We start from the raw sequence: 21,887 nt of genomic DNA, 5'->3' as shown, positions 1-21,887 counted from the left end.
GCCCACCCCTTTTACATACCGTTTCGCTGTTTATATAATAGATAAATAAAGTATGGTGCTCCAATAATTGCTGTAAAAACACCCGCTGGTACTTCAATAGGAAGAAAGACTGTTCGCCCAATTGTATCTGCTAATAGGACAAGAATAGCACCAATTAATGCTGATAAAGGAAGTAATGCACCAAATGAAGATCCAACAAGTCTTCTTGCGATGTGAGGAGCCATTAAACCTACAAATCCGATACCTCCAGCGAATGCCACTGCAGTTCCGATTAACGCAGCACTTAATAATAATAATAATATGCGTTGCCTTTGTATGTGAGTACCCACACCAATCGCAATTTCTTCACCTAGTTCTTGAATATTAATCTGTCTTATCATGATCATGACTATGAACAACAGTGAAGTTGTAATGGGGGTCAGTATCCATACGTTTTCCCAGTTAGAACCATATACAGATCCTGTTATCCAAACATTTGCTTGGCTAGCTTGATAAATTGGACCAATAATCATTAGTAAAGTTGTCAAAGCCTTTGTAAACGCCCACAAACTAATACCGATTAATACGAGACGTAGAGCAGAAAGACCGTTTTTCCATGCTAGCATGTATAACAAAATGGTCACAATAGTTGCACCTACAAATGCACTTAACGGAAGCCACTTGATGCTAACTGTTAAAGCATTATTTACATCGCTAAATATAACTAAAAACAAAACAACGGCAACTGATGCGCCACCTGAAATACCAATAATATCTGGTGAAGCGAGTGGATTTCGGACAATAGCTTGTAAAATAGCCCCAGCTACAGCAAGGCTCATACCGACAAGGATAGCGATCAAAATTCGAGGCATACGAAATGACTGAACGACGAGTTGTTCATATGCTTCTCCTTGACCTAATAAGATAGCCACTACACGCCATGGTTGTAAAAACTGTTCTCCCATTCCGCTACTAATTAAGAATATGAGTAATAATAACATGAAAGATAAAGAAGTCATCTTAATGGCATGTCTATCAAGTATCAGCGATATTCTCTGCTTTCCAACCCGTAAAGGATAATATTTATTCATGCTGAGTGTACTCCTTTTCGAGCAAGGTAAATAAAAAATGGTGTTCCGATAAAAGCAGTCATCACACCAACAGGCACTTCTTCAGGCATAATGACGTACCGAGCCCCTATGTCCGCTAATAATAACAAAATGCCTCCTAAGACTCCGCAATAAGGTAAAATCCACCGGAAATCATTTCCTACTAATGTGCGTACGATATGTGGAATGATAATACCTATAAATCCGATAGGACCAGCTACTGCTACAGAACCCCCCGCAAGTAAAACGAAGCAAAACGTCATCGTTAAATTAACTACTCCTGTACGTAGTCCGAGCCCCTTTGCCACATCTTCCCCCATCGTTAAGACATTAATTTTTGGAGAAATAATGAAAGCTAGAACTGTCGCACCTATGAGGTAAGGATATACTGTGAACAAAATGTCCAAATCTCTACCTTGAACCGACCCAGCTAGCCAAAATAGTGCTTGATCAAGGGCAGATTCGTCCATCACTAACAACCCTTGAGTTAAAGAAGAAAACAACGCTGCTATGGCAGCACCTGCAAGTGTTAATTTCATTGGAGTCAAGCCTGTTCCTGAGCTGCTAAAAACATATACTATACATGATGCAAAAGCTGCACCAGCAAAAGCGATCCAAGTATACGCTTGCAATGAATTGACTGAAAAAACCATTAGTGCAACAACGATAAAAAAGCTTGCACCTGCGTTAATACCTATAATATCTGGTGAAGCGAGTGGATTTTTCATTAATGCTTGCATGAGGGCTCCTGCAATGGCTAAGCTACTTCCAATTACAGCAGCAATTAATGCTCTTGGTAGACGCACTTGCTGAATAATAATATGCTCATTCGAACCATCGAATTGTTGGAAGGCTTCAATAGCTGTTTGAACACCTGTATCAGTATAGCCAAGGATAATGCTAAGCCCGATACACAACAATAAAATACATAAGCTAGTGATCAATCCAAACATTTTCCCTCTATTATTTGTTAGTAACATTTCTTACTTCTCCCTCAATTTACCGAATTCTCTTTTAAGTGTAGGAGATGAAAAAGAGAATGTCAATGACTTTGATAATCATTTTCATTTAGATATTGACAAAGCCGAAAATATACTCTAACATCTAAACAGGAATGAAAATCATTATCAAATAGGGGGGCACATGAATACATACAAATCAAATCGTTTATCTTCATTTCTTACTGGGGTATTTCTCATCGCAATTCTAACACTTGTAGGTTGCTCTAATACAGAAGGTGAAACGTCTAGTGGTAAAGAAGCTACACAGAAGGTAACTACAACTGAAAGCAGTTCTTATCAAGTAGAACATGCAATGGGGACAACAGAAGTTAAAGGAACGCCAAAAAAAATTGTTATTTTAACGAATGAAGGAACAGAAGCCTTATTATCACTTGGTATCACACCGGTTGGAGCCGTTCAATCGTGGACAGGTGACCCTTGGTATGATCATATACAAGGAGAAATGAATGGTGTAAAGAGTGTTGGAAAAGAAATGGAACCGAGTTTAGAAACAATCTTATCACTACAACCAGATCTGATCATTGGTAATAAAATGCGCCATGAGAAGATTTATGAACAACTATCTGCAATTGCTCCTACAGTATTTGCAGAAACATTGCGAGGAGATTGGAAAGATAACTTTGAGCTATATGCAAAAGCGGTTAATAAAGAGGAGCAAGGTAAGGAAGTCATTTCAGAATTCAATAATCGAATTGAAAATTTAAGAAATCAACTAGGTGATAAATTAAACCAACAGGTGTCAATCGTTCGTTTCATGCCTGGAGATGTTCGAATTTATCATAAAGATACTTTTTCAGGAGTAATTCTTGAACAAATAGGATTTGCTCGACCTGAAAGTCAGGATATTGCGGATTTTGCAGAAAAAAATGTGACGAAAGAGCGTATCCCAGCAATGGATGGTGACATTCTATTTTATTTCACATATGATCCTGCAGATAAAGAAGGGGAAGCAAAGAAATTAGAAGAAGAGTGGATTAATGATCCACTATTTAATAATTTAAATGTTGTACAAAACAATAATATCTATAGAGTAAATGATGCAATTTGGAACACAGCAGGCGGTGTTAAAGCAGCGAACTTATTTTTAGATGATATTGAAAAATATTTCTTAGAAGAAAATTAATAGTACAATCTTAATAATAAAAACTCATCTATGATTCCGAGTTTTTATTATTTTTAACTTAGGGAGTGAGTTTTTATATTAACAATGAAATAAACTTAAAAATCTCACCAAGTCGTTCTAAAATAATGTAATAAAGCTGTTTGTGCATGAATTATTGATTTACTTACGTGTTTTTCTTCATACCAAGGTAAATGACACCTAACTTTAAAAAGTAATATTCCTACTCACCGTGTTTCTTATGTATAAGCCTTATTTCTTGCAGGATTTTAATGATGATGTATAATTATGGAATATACAGCGCTGTTCAACCATCTTCATAATTTTTATAGGACAATCTTATCTTCTATATAATATGAATAGCATATGTTATCTATAGGTAACATGATCGAAGTGTTTAATAAGAATGGGAGTGTTATGATGAGAATTTTAAATATATTGGGGAGTTCTAGAAAAAATGGGAATTCAGAATATCTTACTGACCAGATGCTACAAGATGTAGCTTATACAAAACTATATTTACATGATTATCATATTAAGGATATTGTAGACAAACGCCATACTGAAGAAGGATTTCACCTAGTTGAGGATGATTATGAGGATATCATTCAGTCGTTATTAAGCCATGATGTAATTGTTTTTACAACACCGTTATATTGGTATGGTATGTCAGGACATATGAAAACCTTTGTTGATCGTTGGTCACAATACCTTCGTGATGAAAGGTTCAACTTTAAAGATGAAATGAGTAAAAAGAAGGCATACGTTGTCGTTACTGGTGGGAATAAGAAAATTGTAGCCCTACCATTAATTCAACAATTTCATTATATTTTTGACTTTGTCAATATGGAATTTGTTGATTATCTTTTAGGTCAAGGAAACGAACCGATGGACGTTAAGATGGATGAAGAAGCACTTTCGAAAGCAGCATATCTTAACAATAAGCTAAAAACACAGTTGGAAGTAATTTAATTGAGTAGTTAATTAATTATAAAGAAAGCTTTGCTATTAAAAGAGTATAAATATATAAATCTGAATATTTTATTATTGTAGAATTGTCGATTTTTTGACAGTTCTTTTTTGGTTCTTACCAACTTTTAACTTTACAAATAATAACATCTAACATATAATCAAATTAAACATTTTATATATATAAACAATTTAGGTGGTGAATATAATGGGTAATAACACATATTTTAAAGATGCTTTTATGCTATTAGAACAAATCAATAATTCTCTAATACATGAGATTGAATCGCTGCTTCAGTTTGATTTAACTCCAAAACAATCTGTACTAATAAACATTGTTCAAACATTCAATAATATAACTGTAAAAGATTTAGCCGAGAAGATGAACATATCTACAAGTGGAGTAAGTCAACTTCTTAGTAAGCTAGAACAAGATAAATATATTAAGCGAGAAATAAATGTTGACAATCGACGAGAAGTTCATATTAACCTAGATACTAAAGGGTTGGAACTATATCAAGCTTCTAAAGAAATTGATAACAAAATTATAGAAAAGTATTTTTCTAAGTTAGATGAGACTGAAGCCGAACAATTTTATGCAATTGTGAAAAAACTGCATGGCATCGTCATGTCTGAAAAAAATTAGCATTGATTCAATATATGAGAAGGTAGAATGACAAAGAAGTGTTACTGAATGATTGGATTAATAACAAGTGGGGGATTAGAAAATGAACGTGGCTATACTTGTACTTGACATTCAAAAGGGCTTTATTAGTGAAAAAGCTCGAATGCCAGTAGCAACGCATCACATAGAACCGATGTTAACTAATATTAATAATATTGTAGAGAAAGCTGATAGTAGAGAAATACCTGTTGTGTATATAGGTAATGAATATGAATCTAACCAATTTATTGTAAATTTCTTTACAAAAAAATCAGCACTAAAAGGAAGTGAAGGTGCGGAGTTAGATGAGAGATTACTAATGGTGAATGATATTTATTTTTCAAAAAACAAATCGAATGCGTTAAGTAATTTAGATCTTGTTTCATATTTAACTGCTAACAGAATTAATCATATAGTTATAGTTGGTTTATTTGCGGAAGCTTGCGTAGCTGCAACTGCCCTCAACTCCATTCGTAAGAATTTCACTGTAACAGTAGTAAGAGATGCAGTAGCAAGTGCGAATGATTCAAAGAGAGAGAAGTCCTTAAAGTATTTGAACTCCAAAGGGGTTGGCATTATCGAATCTTCTCAGTTATTTGAGAAGGCTGTTAATTAATAGGCTATAGAAGAAAAGATAAATCAAGATAGGTAGGTTATGTTTTCTGTATTCCTTACAAGGCAACCCTTAAAAATTTTGACTGTGATGCTGTTTGATTTTTGACACGCTAGTTTTATTAAAAAATCCGAAATCTATACGGAAACAGCCAATAATGATGTTGAGGAGGAATGACAGTGCTTAATACAATGACTCATAAGTTGATAAAAAAAGAACTAGATAGTGCTAAGAAAGCAAGTTTAGCGGTTGGTGTTGTATCACCAGAAGGTAAATTTACAGACGGGCAGTTTTATCACGACTTGAATGAAGGAGAAATTGGGAATTGTATATTTGAAATAGGCTCAACAACAAAGACATTTACTAGTTTATTGTTAGCAAAACTAGTCCAAGAAACAAAAATTTCATTAGATGAACCAATATCATCATATAAACCCTCATACAAAAATGCACTCAGTTATGATGGTAAAGATATTACCTTTCGGCATCTCTCAACGCATAGTTCACGTCTACCAAGGGAAGATATGAAAAAGCTACGTAAAAGGATAAAAGAAAATAAACAAGATAAAGATAATTTTTACAAGCATTACACACATGAAGATTTACATCAATTCTTCATTGATTTTGATTTAAAAAAAGAGATTGGTGCCAAATGGGGTTATTCCAATATTGGGATTGGATTATTAGGGAATGTATTAGCTGAAATTGTTGGAATGACTTATGAGGAAGCAATTAAAACGCATATCTTACATCCTTTAAACATGAAAGACACGTTTATTACAGGCAATGAAGAACAAATGAAACGTTATGTACAAACTTATAACAAAAAAGGCGTTATGATACCTCCTATTGAATTACCTTCAATACAAGGTGCTGGTGCATTTAGAAGCACTTTAAATGATATGTTAATCTATTTGGAACACCAAATGGGGATGAAAGAAAGCTCGCTTAAAGACGCAATTGAGTTAACACATGAAATACATGGGAACTCTTCGAAGAAAAACATGCAAATGGGTTTAGGTTGGTTTATTGAGCAAAAAAAATGGAGCTCTTCTCCGATTATTCATCATGGTGGAACGACACTGGGATTTCATACGTACTGTGGTTTTCTTAAGGAAAAACAAATAGGAATCGTTGTATTTTCTACAATTCAACTAACAACGACAAGAATAATCAAAATATTATTAAAACTAACTGGCTTAATAAATGAGGATATTGCCGAATCAATCTACTTAGAGCATTTAGCATAATTATTTATTAAAGCTGTTTTCACATAGATTGTTGTTCTTCTTACTAAGGTATAAACACGTATATAAGTGGTACATGTAGTACCTTTTCTTTAAAGTTATAGACGTAACCGTCCTCCTCTTAAGCTGTGAAAATGAAGTGAAAATAACAACAAGGTTCACACCAAGAGACCTAAGAAGAAGGTTTGAAAGGAAGAGAAAGCTATGGGTTCAAGAATCATGCATCTATTAATTGCAAATCGTATTGCTGAACAATTCTCAATTAAAGATAAAACTACTTTTCTTTTAGGTGGGATTGCACCTGATGCAGTTTCACCTAAAGATATATCACATTTCTATAAGGGAGATGTAAATGATTACTCAAGGAGTATTGATTACAAAGCATTTTTACATAAATATAGCTCTTACAAAAAATCTCATTATATATTAGGTTACTACACGCACCTAATTGCTGATCATATATGGTTAAAAGGATTTTACTTACCATGGTTAAAAAACCGTATGGAAAATGATGATAAGATTTTTCAACAATACCATAACGATTTTAGCTTGTTAAATAGTAAGTTATTAACATACTATGGCTGTACTAATGAATTGCATGAATTATTATTAAAGCAGAGTGAGATTGTTCAGCTAGATGAACTAACAGAAAATGACGTAAAAGAATTTATACCATACATATTGGAGGATATGAATGCTAAACAAAGTGATCTTAATGAGCCATTACAAGTGTTCATGTTTGACCAAATTGTTGGTTATGTTGAAACATCCATTGACTTAGGAATTCAGAAAATAAAATCATTAATACAATGAAGATAAGCAAGGGAATAGTGAGAAAAAAGAAGAAAATAGTTCTTTTAGTATGTGTCATTGTTGTTATGTTAATAGCGTTGACTATAACGAACCCAACAACAGAGGATTTTACAGCATTTTCAGAAGAAAAATATGACAAGATGCCACCTCCACCAAAGAATATACCAGTCGAAATTGAAAGAATCGATTTCGTTATATTTTCAACGTATACACTAATGCTAGGTTATGAATCAGGAATCACTTATTTAGGTATATTCGGACATTTTTTTCAAATTTCAGAAGGACAATTTGATTATCCATGGTGGTTAGACTTGTTTAACTAGGTTAAAATTTGTTGCTATTTTTACTAACGAAAGACTGCAAGTGTTGCTACCCTAGTCCTATTAGATGTCTTGGTGCACAGAGGAAAATAAGAGAAACCTAATAGAAGCTACGATCATAAGTAGAGGAGAAAAGATCTTGAAATGATTAGTATAAAATGGATTTCAATGGTTCTCCGGTATTCACATTAAGTTCGAATGGAAGACAACATTTGAGAAGAAATATATTAATTTTTTTACTTAGAATATCGATTTTTGGGAGGAAGTAGTGAATAGTAATTGTAGGGTTTTACATTGTATTAACGTCAGGCCTTTAACAATGACTGATTATAACAGTGTCTTATATTGGAGTAAGGATGAATCTTTTTGTTTAGCAAACGGTTGGGAGTACAATCAAAACTCTAAGGAACTATATCAGTGGTGGCTTAATTGTGTAAATAATAAGTCTGAAGAGCTTGTTCGTATGGGCATAACGTTACATGATCGGTTAATTGGATACGCAGACTTAGCTAGTATTAACAATAATACTGCCGAACTTGGCGTTGCAATTGGTGAGAGCGCATTGTGGGGAAAAGGAATTGGTTTTTATTCTGCTGAATGTATGATGCAATATGGGTTCGAGGAGTTAGGAATTACAGTTTTTAACGCTGAAACCCATGAAGCAAATGTTCGTTCCAAAAAAATGCTTGGTAAATTGGGATTTAAAGAAATTAGTAGAGTAGGTAATGAAGAATTTTTAGGGACTAATGGGAAACTAATACAATATAGATTGTTTTATGAAACATGAAGCTCTTTAGGAATTTTATGATTTTTAACATCATGGTCATGTAGAAAAACAGCACTAGTAATTTAATCAAAATAGCATAACAGGTGTTGTTTTTTGTTGTCATTATTTTCGATTCAATCGTAAGGACTGATTGTAAAATATAGGTAGACTAAAAGGGGGAGTAATTAATTTTAAATACTCTCTGAGATTAAGCTCTAATTATGTTTTTTCATTTTTTGAGGAGGGTAAGCGAAAGTGAGATCTCCTATCTATTCATTTTTTAATTTTATACCAGGTGCTAATATCTGGTGTTGTAATTAAAGAAAAAAATGAGGTGACTAAAAGTAATGACATCTAAAGCACGCATAACAGCAATAGGTACTTATGTTCCAGAAAGAAGATTATTGAATGAAGATTTAGAGAAGATGGTAGATACGAATGATGAATGGATTGTTCAAAGAACGGGTATAAAGGAAAGGCGCATAGCAGAGGAAGATATGTATGCATCTCATTTAGCTATTCAATCGATCACCTAATCGAAAGCTACAACAAAGACATAGAGGATGTAGACTGTATTATCGTAGCAACAACCACTCCTGACTACGCATTTCCAAGTGTAGCTTGTCAAATTCAAAGTCACTTTAATATTAACAGTACAGGAGCATTTGATTTGAATGCAACATGTGCCGGTTTTACGTATGGCTTACATTTAGCTAATAGTTTAATTTCTTCTGAACAGCATAAAAAGGTTTTAGTAGTTGGAACAGAGACTTTATCTAAAGTGACCGACTATAACGATAGAACAACCTGTATATTATTTGGAGATGGTGCAGGGGCTATGCTGGTTGAATATGATCTAGACAATCCTAGTTTTATAGGTAGCCATATGGGTGCAAATGGAGATGGTGGTATACATGTATATAGATCAACTTTTGCTACTAAGATGGATAACAAGCCTTTGAATACATCAGGTAAGATGGTGCAAAATGGAAGAGAAGTATACAAGTGGGCAACCCGTACGGTACCAACAGGAATTCAGCAATTATTGCTTAATACAAATTTACAAATGGAAAATATTAATTGGTTTATCCCCCATAGTGCAAACTTAAGAATGATAGAATCAATATGTGAAAAATCGGGATTATCGGTAGAAAAAACTTTGACTAGTATGAAGTATTTTGGAAATACGTCATCTGCATCTATACCATTGGCACTACATTTAGGAATTCAAGAAAAGAAAGTCCAATATGGAGATACTTTATTACTCTATGGGTTTGGTGGAGGACTTACACATTTGGGTCTTATATTATCGTGGACTGTTAAGTGAATATCGTAAATTGTTTGACTCTCTGTTAAAACGAATGAAATTCTATTTGGAATATTTTGTGGGGTTTTACATGATTTTTAGATAATCAATAAATAAGGCTCTTTTCATATTACTTGTTGCTATTTTGCTTAAACAAAAAGACTAAGTGGGTGTTTTGAAAACCGATTTATACTAGGTGATATTCCATCTTGAGGTGAGTTTACTAACTTTATAGGACATATTAAATAGAAAAAGGTATTGTAATTGTTGATGGAAATATTGTTATTGTGAAACAGCTACTATTCACATTTGGGAAATGAAAAGAAAAGTGGAACTCTGTATAGTATTTCAACAAACTAATAAATCATTTTAATAACAGGGGAATGATTATGGAAATTTCATTGATTAGACATGGCAAATCAAAACATACAGATAATAATGTAATAACATGTACGCAGTTTAAAGATTGGGTTGAAAAATATGATCATATAGGGGTTTTTGAAGAAAAGTCTTACCCTACAGAAACCGTTAGGAAAATTTCTACAGCAAAATTGGTCATTTCAAGTGACCTAGAACGCACTACTGAGTCAGTAAAATTATTAAATCCCAACGTAAAAACAATCTCAATTCCTTTGTTCCGAGAAACAGCATTACCGACTCCAAAAACAACATTATGGGGGATGAAATTAAGACCAAGTACTTGGGCATTGATATTAAGATGCATGTGGTTTAGCGGTTATGTCACTGCGGATTGTGAGTCTTACCGTATTGCCAAAAATAGAGCTCGAGAAGCATCTGCATTATTAGTGGACTATGCTCAAAAGTATACATCGATAGTATTGGTTGGTCACGGGTTTATTAACATGCTTATTGCTAAGGAGCTAAAGAGCAATGGGTGGAAAGGGAACAGTAGAACAAGCTCTAAACACTGGGGGTGTACTACATATACCTTAAATCTGTAATAGTCTCAGAAGTTTCCTGCTTTATTGTATGATGTGAATGACAACCATTTGAAAGTGCGGTTCAAAATTGGCAATAGTTAGAAAGCCATTAATTGATAGGGAGGTTACATTTATCATGTTTAAACTATTAATATTAATTGTTCTTGTCATAACAGCTGCAGCTGGAGTGACTGCAGCTGTTGCATTAATAGCTAGTTTAAAGAAAAGAAGTTAGCACTCATGAGGTGGAGCTAACTAACCTTTTTCTAACAAACGTGTAAAGGATGTAAACCCAATAGTAACGTGGAGATGAATTTTCGATGACGTTAGCTAAATTGGGCTATAATTTCCTCATAACTTGCATTATGGTAAAAGATGGTATAGATTTGAGTGATTTTGCTATGTTAAAACCAGCTTTCCTACCTCTCATTAAATAATAATAAAGGCACAAATAGATTTATATCTATGAACGTACGCAGGAAGAAACGTTCAAGGAGACGAAGGGCTACTTTCATCTTTGAACTGAAGCTCCACTTCAAACGTTGATAAGTGCCAAGTAGTTCACTGATTGTTAGTCAGCACAAATCATCACTAGGTTTCCATCTAGGTCTTTAATAACGAAAAACGATATGTCATCAAATTCTTGTATTGGTGAATGAATCGTGTAGCCAAGTTTTTGAACGTATTCGTAAGAAGCTGCTATATCTTCGGTGAAAAAGCTAAATAAAGGATGAGGAGAAGGGCATACGTGTTGTGTTTGCCCTTTAGGTCCTGCATCCAATAACAAATTTGTATAACCATTAACGTTCATGTTAAAAACAGGTTTGTCAACCTTCCTTTCATCATAACTTTGGCCTAATAAATGACTATACCATTTCACAGACTCTTTCATGTTACTTACAGGGACAAATGTTATGTTCAACTGATTTTTAATAGGACTTTGCAAAATTCCACTCTCCTTCCATATTTTAGATTCCAAATTACAGAATCTTATTATATAAGACGAAGTTAAATAGTGAATTCTTACAACGATAATAAATTTTTTTTATGGTTTTTATAGGCTTTAGCAAAGAAAACATGTCACGAATGATAAAGGAACGATGAATGCGATAACAGTAATCTTTTTCTTCTTAACAAGATGACAAATACAAAATCACTAGGGCTGTTCTAATTTAAGCCTAAGAGTAATAATTTTAAGAAATAAATATTAGAAAATATGATAATAGTATCTAGCATTTAATTGCACCTCTAACGTTTCAGCTGCTCTTTTCATGATATCCCACGAAAAACAATAAAATTTCCAGTAAGTTATTTTGTTGTCTGTTATTTCTAAATAATGGATATTATTTAAGTATAATTCATTATCTAGTTTTTTCTCCATTTCAACTAATACACGTTGACCCCACAATTCTATATAATTAACAACGATATCTTGCTGATCTCGAACGATATTATGCCAATCATTTAAGGAATTGTTACGTGTTTCGTTTGCTCCCATTTCAAAGCCTGAATGAACTATATCTGTAACGATATTTTCATCAAGTAATGAAGAGATTAGCTTCACATCTTTTTTTCTGAATCCTTCAAGTAATAAGTTCATAGCCCTGCTTGTTTGAACATCTTTTTTGTAGTCCTTTAGGAAAACTTCTTGAAGGTCAAGGTGTTTCTTTTTCATGATGTTTCTGGCTCTATGTAAATTAGTATTTACTGCCGATTGGCTCGAACCTATAATTTCTGCAATTTCTTTCCCTTTAAATAAGAAAACATCTCCAAGAATTAGCGTCACATATTGGATAGGTGTTAACGAAGCGATTACAATTTCTAAATGCTCAATGAGCTCGAATTGATAATTGTCTAGCTTGTCTTGGCTAGCAGTTGCTTGTATGATGTCGGTATGCTTTTTAGTTTTTCTCATTTGATCTATCCATAAGTTTGAAGCAATTTTAAATAAATATGATTTGGTATTTACTGGTTGATATACTTTCGCTAATACAGATAGTGATTTAAGTAAAGTGTCTTGGACTAAATCTTCAGCATCCCATGGAGATTTAGTTAAATGCATACAAAATCTCCACAAATCTTGGCGGTATGGTTCAATTTGTTTTTTGAAAGCTTGATCAATTGACCGTAAAGAATCGCCAAGCTCGTTCAAGTTGTTAGTAGACATTTCCATCTCCTTGTCACTTTGATAAACAATGTTTCATCAGCGTGTTATAGTTTTTTCAAAAAATAAGTCGCTATGAATGTTGCTTTTCATATTAAGGGTATGAACTCGTATACAAATCACATTCGGGATATCATTGCATCTTATAAGAAGAAATTATATCAATTCTTCATTAGTTGATATTATTTTCGTAACAACAACGTTTACGACAAACTCTTTAAATTGTTGGATCGTTTTCATGCAGGAATACTTGAGATCCTTCGTAAATCTCACCCGATGCGACTACTGAAGCATATACGCCAAAAAATGCCTCCCGTTCTTTAACGATCGTCTTTAATATGTTCGGATTTATTTCTGTAGGATTTGTAGGATCAACATTAACATAAGCACACCTGACACATTTCTTATCTATTTTATATCTTGTTCCATTTATTGATAGTTCTTTACCGACCCAATTTTCTTCCTCAAATGCTATATTACTTTCAAGGTCTATGACGATATTTGGCCTAAATCTCCTTATATCCAATAATTCACTTTTACATAACTCGCTTATTTTTGCTAAAGAAGCGGTGGAAGTCAATAATATGTGATTTTCCCAATATGATCCTTTTTCGCTCTCAGGGTCATGTCTTACTTTAGAGATTGATTCATCATCTAGAAGAGTTAAAAGCTTACTATCTAGTGCTAGATCACCCCAATCGTACGTCGTTCCGTCAATTGACGAAATACTAACTTTAGGTTCTCCATTTTCGATAGTATATTTAGCATTGTAATTTACTAACTCGGGTAATTTATCAATAGTTAGGAATTTTGAATTTATTTTATATGCAAAAGACCTATCTCCCCATATGCCATGATGATGAATAGGGGCATTTTTTAGCCGTTCTCCACCGAATGCTTTAACTGGGTACCTATATAATTCACTTACTCTACCTACCTTCATTTGAACCCTCCTTAATAGATCATTTATATTACTCTCATTGTCAACAATTAGTAGGAAGCTTGTCAACCTATTACTCTCATTAGCTAATTAGTAATGTATTTTACGAATGCAAACATATAATATAGAAGCAAAAGATAAAGGATGTAATTAAAGAAAATACATCCTCGGAAAAAGATGATTTTGCATATAGGTTTAACTAACATTAATCATATTGTGAGGTGTAGTGATGTGGCTTGCAGGGTTTAGGTTGATGTCAATAATTGTAGGAGTGATGATGGGTGCAGGATTTGCTTCTGGACAAGAGATATGGCAATTTTTTGGAGAAGGTAGTGAGCTGGCAATTGTGTTGTTTATGTTAATATTTACTTTTAGCTGTTTTGTAGTTTTATCAATAAGCTATGAGGAAAAAACTGATCATTTTTTACCGATTTTACGTAAACTTGTCGGTATGAGGCTCGCTCAATTTTATGATGTACTCATTGTTTTTTATTTATTTGCAACAACAGTTGTCATGACAGCAGGTGGTGCAGCAGTTCTAGCGCATTTTAATGTACCCTATTGGTTAGCAATTATGATCTTTTTGTTACTATTAACTTTGCAGTTATTCTGGGGGTTTAAAGGGTTAATCGTAGTGAATTTTTACATTTTTCCTGTCCTTATAGTTGGATTGATTGTAACGCTGATCTTGTTTATGAATCAACTGGAGGAACCGTTTATATTACAATGGGGTGCTAAACAAAACTTGTTATCAGCATTTACATTTACTGCATTTAATATTTTGCCCATCATAGGGGTACTTGGTGCAATTGGCAAGAAGCTACATACGAAAGGGGAAGCAGTGATCGCAAGTATTGGGAGTGGATTAATATTAGGTATCATATGCTTAATTTATAACCAGTCATTAATACGAATACCTGTAGATATAAATGAATGGGAAATCCCTCTATATGCCATTTTAGATTATTTCCCTATGCTTATAATTGGAATTATGTCGTTGTTTCTATTTACTGCAATTTATACAACTGCTGCGTCCGGTATATTTGGTTTATCAGCTAGATTACGAGAAAGGTTCCGTATACCTATTTGGCTCTTTTTAATTGTTATATTTTTACTTATTATTCCGTTAACAACATTCGGATTTTCAGCATTAGTTTCAGTGCTATATCCATTGGCTGGTTTTATCAACCTATTATTATTAATGTCTATTCTATTGTATCCATTGAGAGTCATTATTAATAAGAGAATGAATATAGAGACGCCGTCTAATGACAGATGAATGTACTCATCTGTCATTTACAATGTTTTCTTCTGTTTCTAATAGCAAAATAAATAGCTTCTAATACTAACCAACCATCACTTTTCTTCTTGTTAAACCGGTATGGTATGACATTAATAATGACTAAAAAATATGAATAAAGTATGAACAACATGATCATGTCATATAAATGATCTGGCACCCAGCTTATAAATAGCAAGATAATAGTAGCCGTAATAAAATTAAATATAACGCCTCCTAAATGGATGACACTAAGCTTTAAATTAGATAAAACATGCCTTTCCTCCCAAAAACAATAACCCCCTAAAAAAAACAGCAGTCGTATCGATACTGTTTTTGTTGCTAAGATAATAGGACCAATTCCTAACGATATCTCATTAATTTTAGCCTTGAAATTTGTGCCAAAATAAGCGTGGCCCAGTTCATGAATTAAATGAACGAGCGTAACAATGAACAAAAAATATAATAATTCCAAATAAAAACCACCAATATTTTTAAAACAATTATACTATAAAGGTTTTAGAGAATCATAGATGAAGCTAATACATATATTTAAATTTTCTTTGACATATCTATAGCGATATTTTATGATTGTGGTAAGACCACAAGATTATTGCTGACTTACCAGTAAGTAATTAATAGCATAGAAAATAATGAGGGTATCTATTTGTCTCTGTAAAATTTTGAAAATTACAACAATGGAGGTGAATGATTTGAAAGAAAAATCAATTTCCGAGAATTCCTCAACAACAGTAGAAAATATATTAATTAAAGCTGTTTTGAGCGGAGAATATCCCCCTGGAAGTACGTTGCCTTCAGAAAGAGAGCTTTCTGCAACGTTAGGTGTAGCACGTCCTACTTTGAGAGAGGCACTTCAGCGTTTAGCTAGAGATAGATGGTTTACAAAAAGAAAAGGGCATGCGACGATCGTAAATGATTTTTGGAAACTAGGGAATTTAAATACACTCGAAAATATCGTCACAAATACTGACCAGCCAAACGGGCAATTTATCGTTCATTTATTAGAAGTAAGAGCAGCTTTAGCTCCTGAATTTGTTCACAAGGCAGTATTATCTAACCCTGCTAAGGTTGTGGCAGTGTTAGCAAATAGTAGTGAATTGGAAGATGATTGTGAGCAATTCACTTTATTTGATTGGAAACTCCAAACAAAATTAGCAGAATTAGCACAAAATCCGATCTATTTATTAATAATGAATAGCTTTACTGAAATATACAATTTGATGGGGAGGTTGTATTTCTCACATCAGGAAAATCGTGAAGTAACACGTGAATTTTACCTTAAGCTTTTAGCAATAGCTATGGCTGGGGATGCTGATAAAGCTGAGCAACTGACCAAAGAAGAAATGATTAAAAGCATAGATTTATGGAAAAAAAGCCAAAGTATTTAATTGAATCAAATTTTGTAAGCGTTTTCTAGTTGATGTATATGAATATACAAAAGATGAATGAAATGTTATTTTTCACGAAAACAGCTTAAAAAACCTTTAGAAATATATATGAATATGGGGGAAAAACAAATGAGAAGATGGAACGGTTGGGGTGACGATACAGTAAATATGGACTTACCAGGAGGCGCAAAGTCCTTTTTAGAAAATGAATTGGGTACGAGTCAGGGTCCTGAGGATATATCGCTTGAGAACGCTATAGCCAATGTTCCAGCATCAAAACTACCTGATCACCGTCTCGTTAGCAAAGATCCGCTAGAACGACTGAGACATTCAGTTGGTCAAAGCTTGGGAGATTTTATTGCTATTCGTAGTGGTAAGATACCAACATACCCAGATGGTGTAGCATATCCAACAACTGATGAAGATGTTCGTGAACTATTAAAATTTGCTTCACAGGTTGGGGCAAATGTCATTCCTTACGGAGGAGGCACGAGTGTTGTTGGACATTTAAGTGCGCTTCCTGGAGACAAACCTACGCTTACAATAGACATGGGGCATATGAATAAATTACTTCATATTGATGAAGAAGGTTGTCTGGCAGAATTTCAAGCTGGTATACGTGGACCAGATTTAGAAGCAGCGTTAAAAGCTAAAGGATTCACGTTAGGTCATTTTCCACAGTCGTTTGAATACTCTACACTTGGTGGCTGGGTTGTTACTCGTTCAGCAGGACAGCAATCATTAAAGTATGGACGAATTGAAAGGTTATTCGTCGGAGGTGTGATGGAAACACCTGTTGGTAGCTTGAAGTTACCTAATTTACCTGCATCAGCAGCTGGGCCTGATTTGCGCGAATTTGTAATGGGATCTGAAGGAAGATTAGGGATTGTAACTAGGGTAACAATTAAAATAACACCAATTGCAGAAGAGGAAAAGTTCTACACTGCATTTTTTCCAGGTGCTGAGCAAGGGATGGCAGCAATTAAGGAAATTGCACAAAATAGTGTACCTCTTTCTATGATGCGCTTAAGCTTACCTGAGGAAACAGTATCTCAATTGAAGATGGCAGGAGACAGTAAAACAATAGCTCTGTTAGAGAAATGGCTTAATTTTAGAGGTGTAGATGACAATAAATGTATGCTACTATATGGCGTCACTGGTTCAAAAAAACATGTAAGTGCTGCTCTTAGTGAAGCACAAGCAATGATTAAAAAGCACCGAGGTGTGCTCGTAGGTACAAAAGCGGGTGAACATTGGGTGAAAAATCGTTTCCGCTCACCGTATTTACGTAATAGCCTATGGGAAGAAGGTTATGCAGTTGATACGGTAGAAACTGCAACAACATGGGATCGAGTTCCCGCTACTGCCGAGGCAGTGGAAGCTGCATTTCGGAACGGTTTAAAGGATATCGGAGAAAATGTTTTTGCATATACTCATCTTTCACATGTCTATCCCCATGGTTCAAGTATCTATACAACTTACTTATTTCGAATAGGAAATATACCAGAGGAAACGAAACGACGGTGGGAAGTGCTGAAAAAAGCTGCAAGTGAAGCCATAGTTAAAAATGGAGGAACCATTAGTCATCAGCACGGAGTAGGGGTTGATCATCGACCATATTTAGAAGCAGAGAAAACACCACTTGGCATGGAAATGATTAGAACCCTAAGCAATACACTTGATCCAGAAAAAATAATGAATAAGGATAAGCTACTATAGAAGGGGTGTTTATAATGACAAGCCGCGTTGAAAAGTGGAGAAGTCTTAATGAACCTTGGGATGTTATTGTTATCGGAGGTGGAATAACGGGTGCAGGCATACTTCGGAAAGCGGCAAGCCTTGGATTAAAGTGTTTACTATTGGAGAAAAGAGATTTTTCTTGGGGTACATCTAGTCGCTCAGGGAAGCTTGTTCATGGCGGATTACGTTATTTAAAGCAAGGGCAAATCAAAACGACTTATCAATCTGTATCTGAAAGAGAAAAGCTTCTGCGTGAATGCGAAGGTTTAGTTGATCCATTAGGGATACTCATCCCTTTTTATGAAGATGATCGTTTAGGTTCATTTGTATTACAAGCAGGCTTGACTGTATATGATATGATTGCTATGCGCAGAAATCACCGTAAGTATGACTCTGCTAATGTGAGTATGTTGGCACCAGGTCTTAGACAGACAGGGCTAAGTAATGGCTTACAATATTATGATGCAAGGACTGATGACTCTAGACTAGTACTTAGAGTGTTGAGGGAAGCTGAACATCAAGGTGGAGTTGCTATAAATTATGCTGCAGTAGAAAAATTAACTAAAGACCAAGCCGGTGAAGTGAACGGTGTTGTAGTAAAAGATGTTGTGACTGGGCAAGTGTCAGAAGTTAGTGGGAAAGTGATAGTAAATGCAACAGGTGTGTGGGTTGATCAACTTCGGAAACAAGTTGGGGAGTCACCGAAAATGCGTCCTCTTAGAGGCAGTCATTTAATTTTTCCACATTGGCGATTCCCACTTTCACAAGCTGTTAGCTTTGCCCATAAAAAGGATGGTCGTTACATTTATGCGTTCCCTTGGGAAGGAGTAACGCTTGTCGGTACAACGGATATTGATCATCATCAATCACTTGACAAAGAGCCAGGTATTAGTTTTGAAGAAGGGAAATATTTATTTGAATCATTAGATGAGATGTTTCCAGCGTATAATTTGAAACCTGAAGATGTGATTTCGACGTTTGCGGGCATTCGTCCTGTGGTAGATACAGGCAAGGAAGATCCTTCAAAAGAATCAAGAGATCATTGTGTATGGACAGAACATGGCTTATTAACTGTAACTGGTGGGAAATTAACGACATTTGATATTCTCGCAAAGGAAGCAATAAATAAAGTATTAAAAGTAGTGACACCATCTAGTACGTTAGCAACGAATGACCTATCAACTGATGAATCTAAAGATGTAGATGTTAAGTGCAATTTAAATGATACAATCAGCCGTCGATTATCTGGGCGTTATGGACATGAGTGGTCTACATTTGCCGATGAATTAGATCAATCTGGCTGCGAACTAATACTAGATTCAAATACAATATGGGCTGAATTACGCTGGGCTGCGAAGTATGAATCCATCGTTCATTTAGACGATTTGTTACTCCGTAGAGTTAGACTCGGTATGATACTACCTGAAGGAGCTATTAACATACTTGACCGACTAAAAGTAGAGGTACAGTCATTGCTAGATTGGGATGATGAACGTTGGGACGATGAAGTGGCTAGGTATAAGAAATTATGGAAGCAAGGGTATAGCCCAGATTTATTACGTGAAGTTAAGTGAGGGAAATCGTGCTATAAAATTTGATACAACAGACGATTGAGATAAGTGATACAGCTACTTATTGAGTACGAATGTTAACATTTACAAAGTTAAGACATATTAACATGAGTAATCAAGGTATCATAGGAAATAATGTACGTTTATTGAATCATTCCTTTGAGCTATAACGGAACTGAAATAGATAGGGGTATGAAGAAAGCCTCATAACTTTATTAAATGTTTTTTTTAGAGGCTGTTTCATGTTTGTTATTCGTGGGGGGGGGAGGAACAACAATGGATGAAACGGTTTTGGCAATTGACATAGGAACTCAAAGTGTACGGACATTAGCTTTTGATAAACACGGTCATTTAATAGATTATACGAAGGTAATTTTTTCACCAGCTTATTTTTCAAATCAGCCTGGATGGGCTGAACAAGATCCTGAATATTATTGGAATTGTTTGGTGGAATCTTCAAATAAATTATTTGCGCAAGGTAAAGTAAATAAAGAGGCAGTTGTATCAGTGACGGTAACTACCCAAAGGGGGACGATGGTTAACCTTGATCGTAATAAACAGCCGTTACGACCTGCAATGCTTTGGTTAGATCAACGTAGATCGACAGAATGGCCTGAAGTTGGAGCAGCGTGGCAATCTGTTTTTCGACTAGCTGGATTAACAACAACACTTCATTATTTACAAGCAGAGGCAGAAGCTAATTGGATCAAACAGCACCAACCAGATATTTGGTCGAAGACCGCACATTATCTACTGTTATCAGGCTACATCAATTATAAACTTACAGGTGATATTGTTGATTCAATAGGAAACCAAGTTGGGTATATTCCTTTTGATTACAAAAAGCAGTCGTGGTCAGCAAAGAAACATTGGAAATGGAAGGCTATTCCTGTTGAAGAAAAAATGTTGCCAGCCCTCGTTCAGCCAGGAGAAAAGCTGGGTGTACTCACTTCAGAAGCAGCTGTAGAAACTGGACTTCCTGCGGGCTTGCCGGTCATAGCAGGGGCAACTGATAAGGCATGTGAAGTATTAGCGACAGGCTGCCTAGCTCCACATCGAGGCAGTGTTGGATATGGGACAACAGCAACAATTAATGTAAATTCCAAAAAATATTTAGAACCGATTAAATTGATACCACCATACCCTAGCGCTGCTCAAGGACAATATAATTTAGAAGTACAGACTTATCGAGGATTTTGGATGGTTTCATGGTTTAAGGAGCAATTTGCAAATGAAGAAATGATGCTAGCGAATGAGGCGGGCGTTGCTGTAGAGGAGTTATTAGATGATTTAGTAGCAGATGTTCCTCCTGGTTCAATGGGGTTAGTACTACAACCATTTTGGTCTCCAGGAATTAGATACCCAGGTCCAGATGCAAAGGGTGCAGTGATCGGATTTGGTGGTGTGCACGCTAAAGGTCACTTTTATAGGGCATTATTAGAAGGTTTGGCATATTCTTTACGTGAAGGTAGAGAGAGGATCGAAAAACGGACAAAGGTTCCGATGACAGAACTCGTTGTTTGTGGTGGTGGATCTAAAAGTGACAAAATGCTGCAAATAACTGCTGATATATTTAATTTGCCTGCTACACGCCCTACTGTGAGCGAATCATCAGGGTTAGGAGCAGCTATTTTGGGAGCTATTGGAGCGGGAATTTATACTACTGTTGAAGATGCTGTTAATAATATGACTAAAGACGGAGATGTTTTCGAACCACAAAAAGAAAATGTAGAGTTATATGATCAGTTATATAGGGAAGTATATAAGAAAATGTACACAAAATTAATGCCGCTATACAAATCTATACAAACAATTACAGGCTACCCAGCGCATTTATAATAAAGTATTAGATTGTAAGTAACTTGTAAAACGAATGATGACACCTTATACGATTAAAAACCAGAGATGATCTTCA

20 protein-coding genes and 1 pseudogene are annotated in these 21,887 nt (G+C 34.9%); 15 read left to right on the top strand and 6 right to left on the bottom strand.

Annotated elements, in window-relative coordinates:
- Positions 1–11: 11 nt before the first annotated feature.
- Entirely contained in the window at positions 12–1,070 is a 1,059-nt protein-coding gene (locus ACSVDA_RS03970) for a FecCD family ABC transporter permease (RefSeq protein WP_485881031.1), read from the bottom strand.
- Positions 1,067–2,068, bottom strand: a complete 1,002-nt coding sequence (locus ACSVDA_RS03965; RefSeq protein ID WP_485881029.1) for a FecCD family ABC transporter permease — start codon at positions 2,066–2,068, stop codon at positions 1,067–1,069. Before ACSVDA_RS03965 ends, ACSVDA_RS03970 begins: the two co-directional genes overlap by 4 nt.
- A 163-nt stretch (positions 2,069–2,231) precedes the next feature.
- On the opposite strand from ACSVDA_RS03965, the gene ACSVDA_RS03960 reads away from it, so the two are divergent.
- The 10 genes and pseudogenes from ACSVDA_RS03960 to ACSVDA_RS03915 all read left to right on the top strand — a co-directional run bounded on the left by ACSVDA_RS03960 (position 2,232) and on the right by ACSVDA_RS03915 (position 10,890).
- Positions 2,232–3,233 carry an ABC transporter substrate-binding protein gene (locus ACSVDA_RS03960; protein ID WP_485881027.1) on the top strand — a complete coding sequence of 334 codons (1,002 nt, stop codon included), beginning with the start codon at positions 2,232–2,234 and terminating at the stop codon, positions 3,231–3,233.
- A 417-nt stretch (positions 3,234–3,650) separates the two neighbouring features.
- The gene (locus ACSVDA_RS03955) at positions 3,651–4,202 is read left to right on the top strand and encodes a flavodoxin family protein (protein WP_485881026.1); all 552 of its coding nucleotides are present in this window, start codon (positions 3,651–3,653) and stop codon (positions 4,200–4,202) included.
- 205 nt (positions 4,203–4,407) lie between these two features.
- Positions 4,408–4,845 (top strand): MarR family winged helix-turn-helix transcriptional regulator, encoded by a 438-nt coding sequence (locus tag ACSVDA_RS03950; protein WP_485881025.1) that lies wholly within the window; start codon positions 4,408–4,410, stop codon positions 4,843–4,845.
- Between the two features lie 82 nt (positions 4,846–4,927).
- A complete protein-coding gene (locus ACSVDA_RS03945; RefSeq protein ID WP_485881023.1) occupies positions 4,928–5,479 on the top strand; it encodes a cysteine hydrolase family protein in 552 nt (183 codons plus the stop codon).
- Between the two features lie 176 nt (positions 5,480–5,655).
- Positions 5,656–6,726, top strand: a complete 1,071-nt coding sequence (locus ACSVDA_RS03940; protein WP_485881022.1) for a serine hydrolase domain-containing protein — start codon at positions 5,656–5,658, stop codon at positions 6,724–6,726.
- Between the two features lie 201 nt (positions 6,727–6,927).
- Entirely contained in the window at positions 6,928–7,536 is a 609-nt protein-coding gene (locus tag ACSVDA_RS03935; protein WP_485881021.1) for a zinc dependent phospholipase C family protein, read from the top strand.
- Complete coding sequence (locus ACSVDA_RS03930) at positions 7,533–7,859, top strand: hypothetical protein (protein WP_485881019.1); 327 nt, start codon at positions 7,533–7,535, stop codon at positions 7,857–7,859. Before ACSVDA_RS03935 ends, ACSVDA_RS03930 begins: the two co-directional genes overlap by 4 nt.
- Positions 7,860–8,124: 265 nt before the next feature.
- On the top strand, positions 8,125–8,643 hold the full coding sequence (locus tag ACSVDA_RS03925) for a GNAT family N-acetyltransferase (RefSeq protein ID WP_485881017.1): 519 nt from the start codon (positions 8,125–8,127) through the stop codon (positions 8,641–8,643).
- Positions 8,644–8,969: 326 nt separating this feature from the next.
- A pseudogene (locus ACSVDA_RS03920) lies at positions 8,970–9,949 on the top strand (beta-ketoacyl-ACP synthase 3).
- A gap of 368 nt (positions 9,950–10,317) precedes the next feature.
- Complete coding sequence (locus ACSVDA_RS03915) at positions 10,318–10,890, top strand: histidine phosphatase family protein (RefSeq protein ID WP_485881015.1); 573 nt, start codon at positions 10,318–10,320, stop codon at positions 10,888–10,890.
- Positions 10,891–11,440: 550 nt separating this feature from the next.
- Here ACSVDA_RS03915 and ACSVDA_RS03910 read toward each other — a convergent pair.
- The 3 genes from ACSVDA_RS03910 to ACSVDA_RS03900 form a co-directional block, all read right to left on the bottom strand.
- Entirely contained in the window at positions 11,441–11,815 is a 375-nt protein-coding gene (locus tag ACSVDA_RS03910; RefSeq protein ID WP_485881013.1) for a VOC family protein, read from the bottom strand.
- A 261-nt stretch (positions 11,816–12,076) separates the two neighbouring features.
- On the bottom strand, positions 12,077–13,036 hold the full coding sequence (locus ACSVDA_RS03905) for an RNA polymerase sigma factor (protein ID WP_485881011.1): 960 nt from the start codon (positions 13,034–13,036) through the stop codon (positions 12,077–12,079).
- Positions 13,037–13,250: 214 nt separating this feature from the next.
- Positions 13,251–13,976, bottom strand: a complete 726-nt coding sequence (locus tag ACSVDA_RS03900) for an MOSC domain-containing protein (protein WP_485881009.1) — start codon at positions 13,974–13,976, stop codon at positions 13,251–13,253.
- Positions 13,977–14,226: 250 nt separating this feature from the next.
- On the opposite strand from ACSVDA_RS03900, the gene ACSVDA_RS03895 reads away from it, so the two are divergent.
- The gene (locus tag ACSVDA_RS03895) at positions 14,227–15,252 is read left to right on the top strand and encodes a YkvI family membrane protein (RefSeq protein WP_485881007.1); all 1,026 of its coding nucleotides are present in this window, start codon (positions 14,227–14,229) and stop codon (positions 15,250–15,252) included.
- Positions 15,253–15,265: 13 nt separating this feature from the next.
- Here the strand turns inward: ACSVDA_RS03895 and ACSVDA_RS03890 are convergent, their stop codons facing one another.
- Positions 15,266–15,727 carry a site-2 protease family protein gene (locus ACSVDA_RS03890; protein WP_485881005.1) on the bottom strand — a complete coding sequence of 154 codons (462 nt, stop codon included), beginning with the start codon at positions 15,725–15,727 and terminating at the stop codon, positions 15,266–15,268.
- 238 nt (positions 15,728–15,965) lie between these two features.
- Between ACSVDA_RS03890 and fadR the strand changes: the two genes are divergently transcribed.
- The 4 genes from fadR (at position 15,966) to ACSVDA_RS03870 (ending at position 21,811) form a co-directional block, all read left to right on the top strand.
- On the top strand, positions 15,966–16,661 hold the full coding sequence (gene fadR / locus ACSVDA_RS03885) for a fatty acid metabolism transcriptional regulator FadR (RefSeq protein ID WP_485881003.1): 696 nt from the start codon (positions 15,966–15,968) through the stop codon (positions 16,659–16,661).
- Positions 16,662–16,790: 129 nt separating this feature from the next.
- A complete protein-coding gene (locus tag ACSVDA_RS03880) occupies positions 16,791–18,380 on the top strand; it encodes an FAD-binding oxidoreductase (protein WP_485881002.1) in 1,590 nt (529 codons plus the stop codon).
- 14 nt (positions 18,381–18,394) lie between these two features.
- The gene (locus ACSVDA_RS03875) at positions 18,395–19,975 is read left to right on the top strand and encodes a glycerol-3-phosphate dehydrogenase/oxidase (protein ID WP_485881000.1); all 1,581 of its coding nucleotides are present in this window, start codon (positions 18,395–18,397) and stop codon (positions 19,973–19,975) included.
- Between the two features lie 273 nt (positions 19,976–20,248).
- On the top strand, positions 20,249–21,811 hold the full coding sequence (locus tag ACSVDA_RS03870) for an FGGY-family carbohydrate kinase (protein ID WP_485880998.1): 1,563 nt from the start codon (positions 20,249–20,251) through the stop codon (positions 21,809–21,811).
- Positions 21,812–21,887 lie beyond the last annotated feature (76 nt).

It is taken from the genome of Cytobacillus sp. Hm23, from assembly GCF_051842895.1.
GTDB lineage: Bacteria > Bacillota > Bacilli > Bacillales > SM2101 > Nanhaiella.
This window is presented reverse-complemented; position numbering and strand designations above follow the sequence as displayed.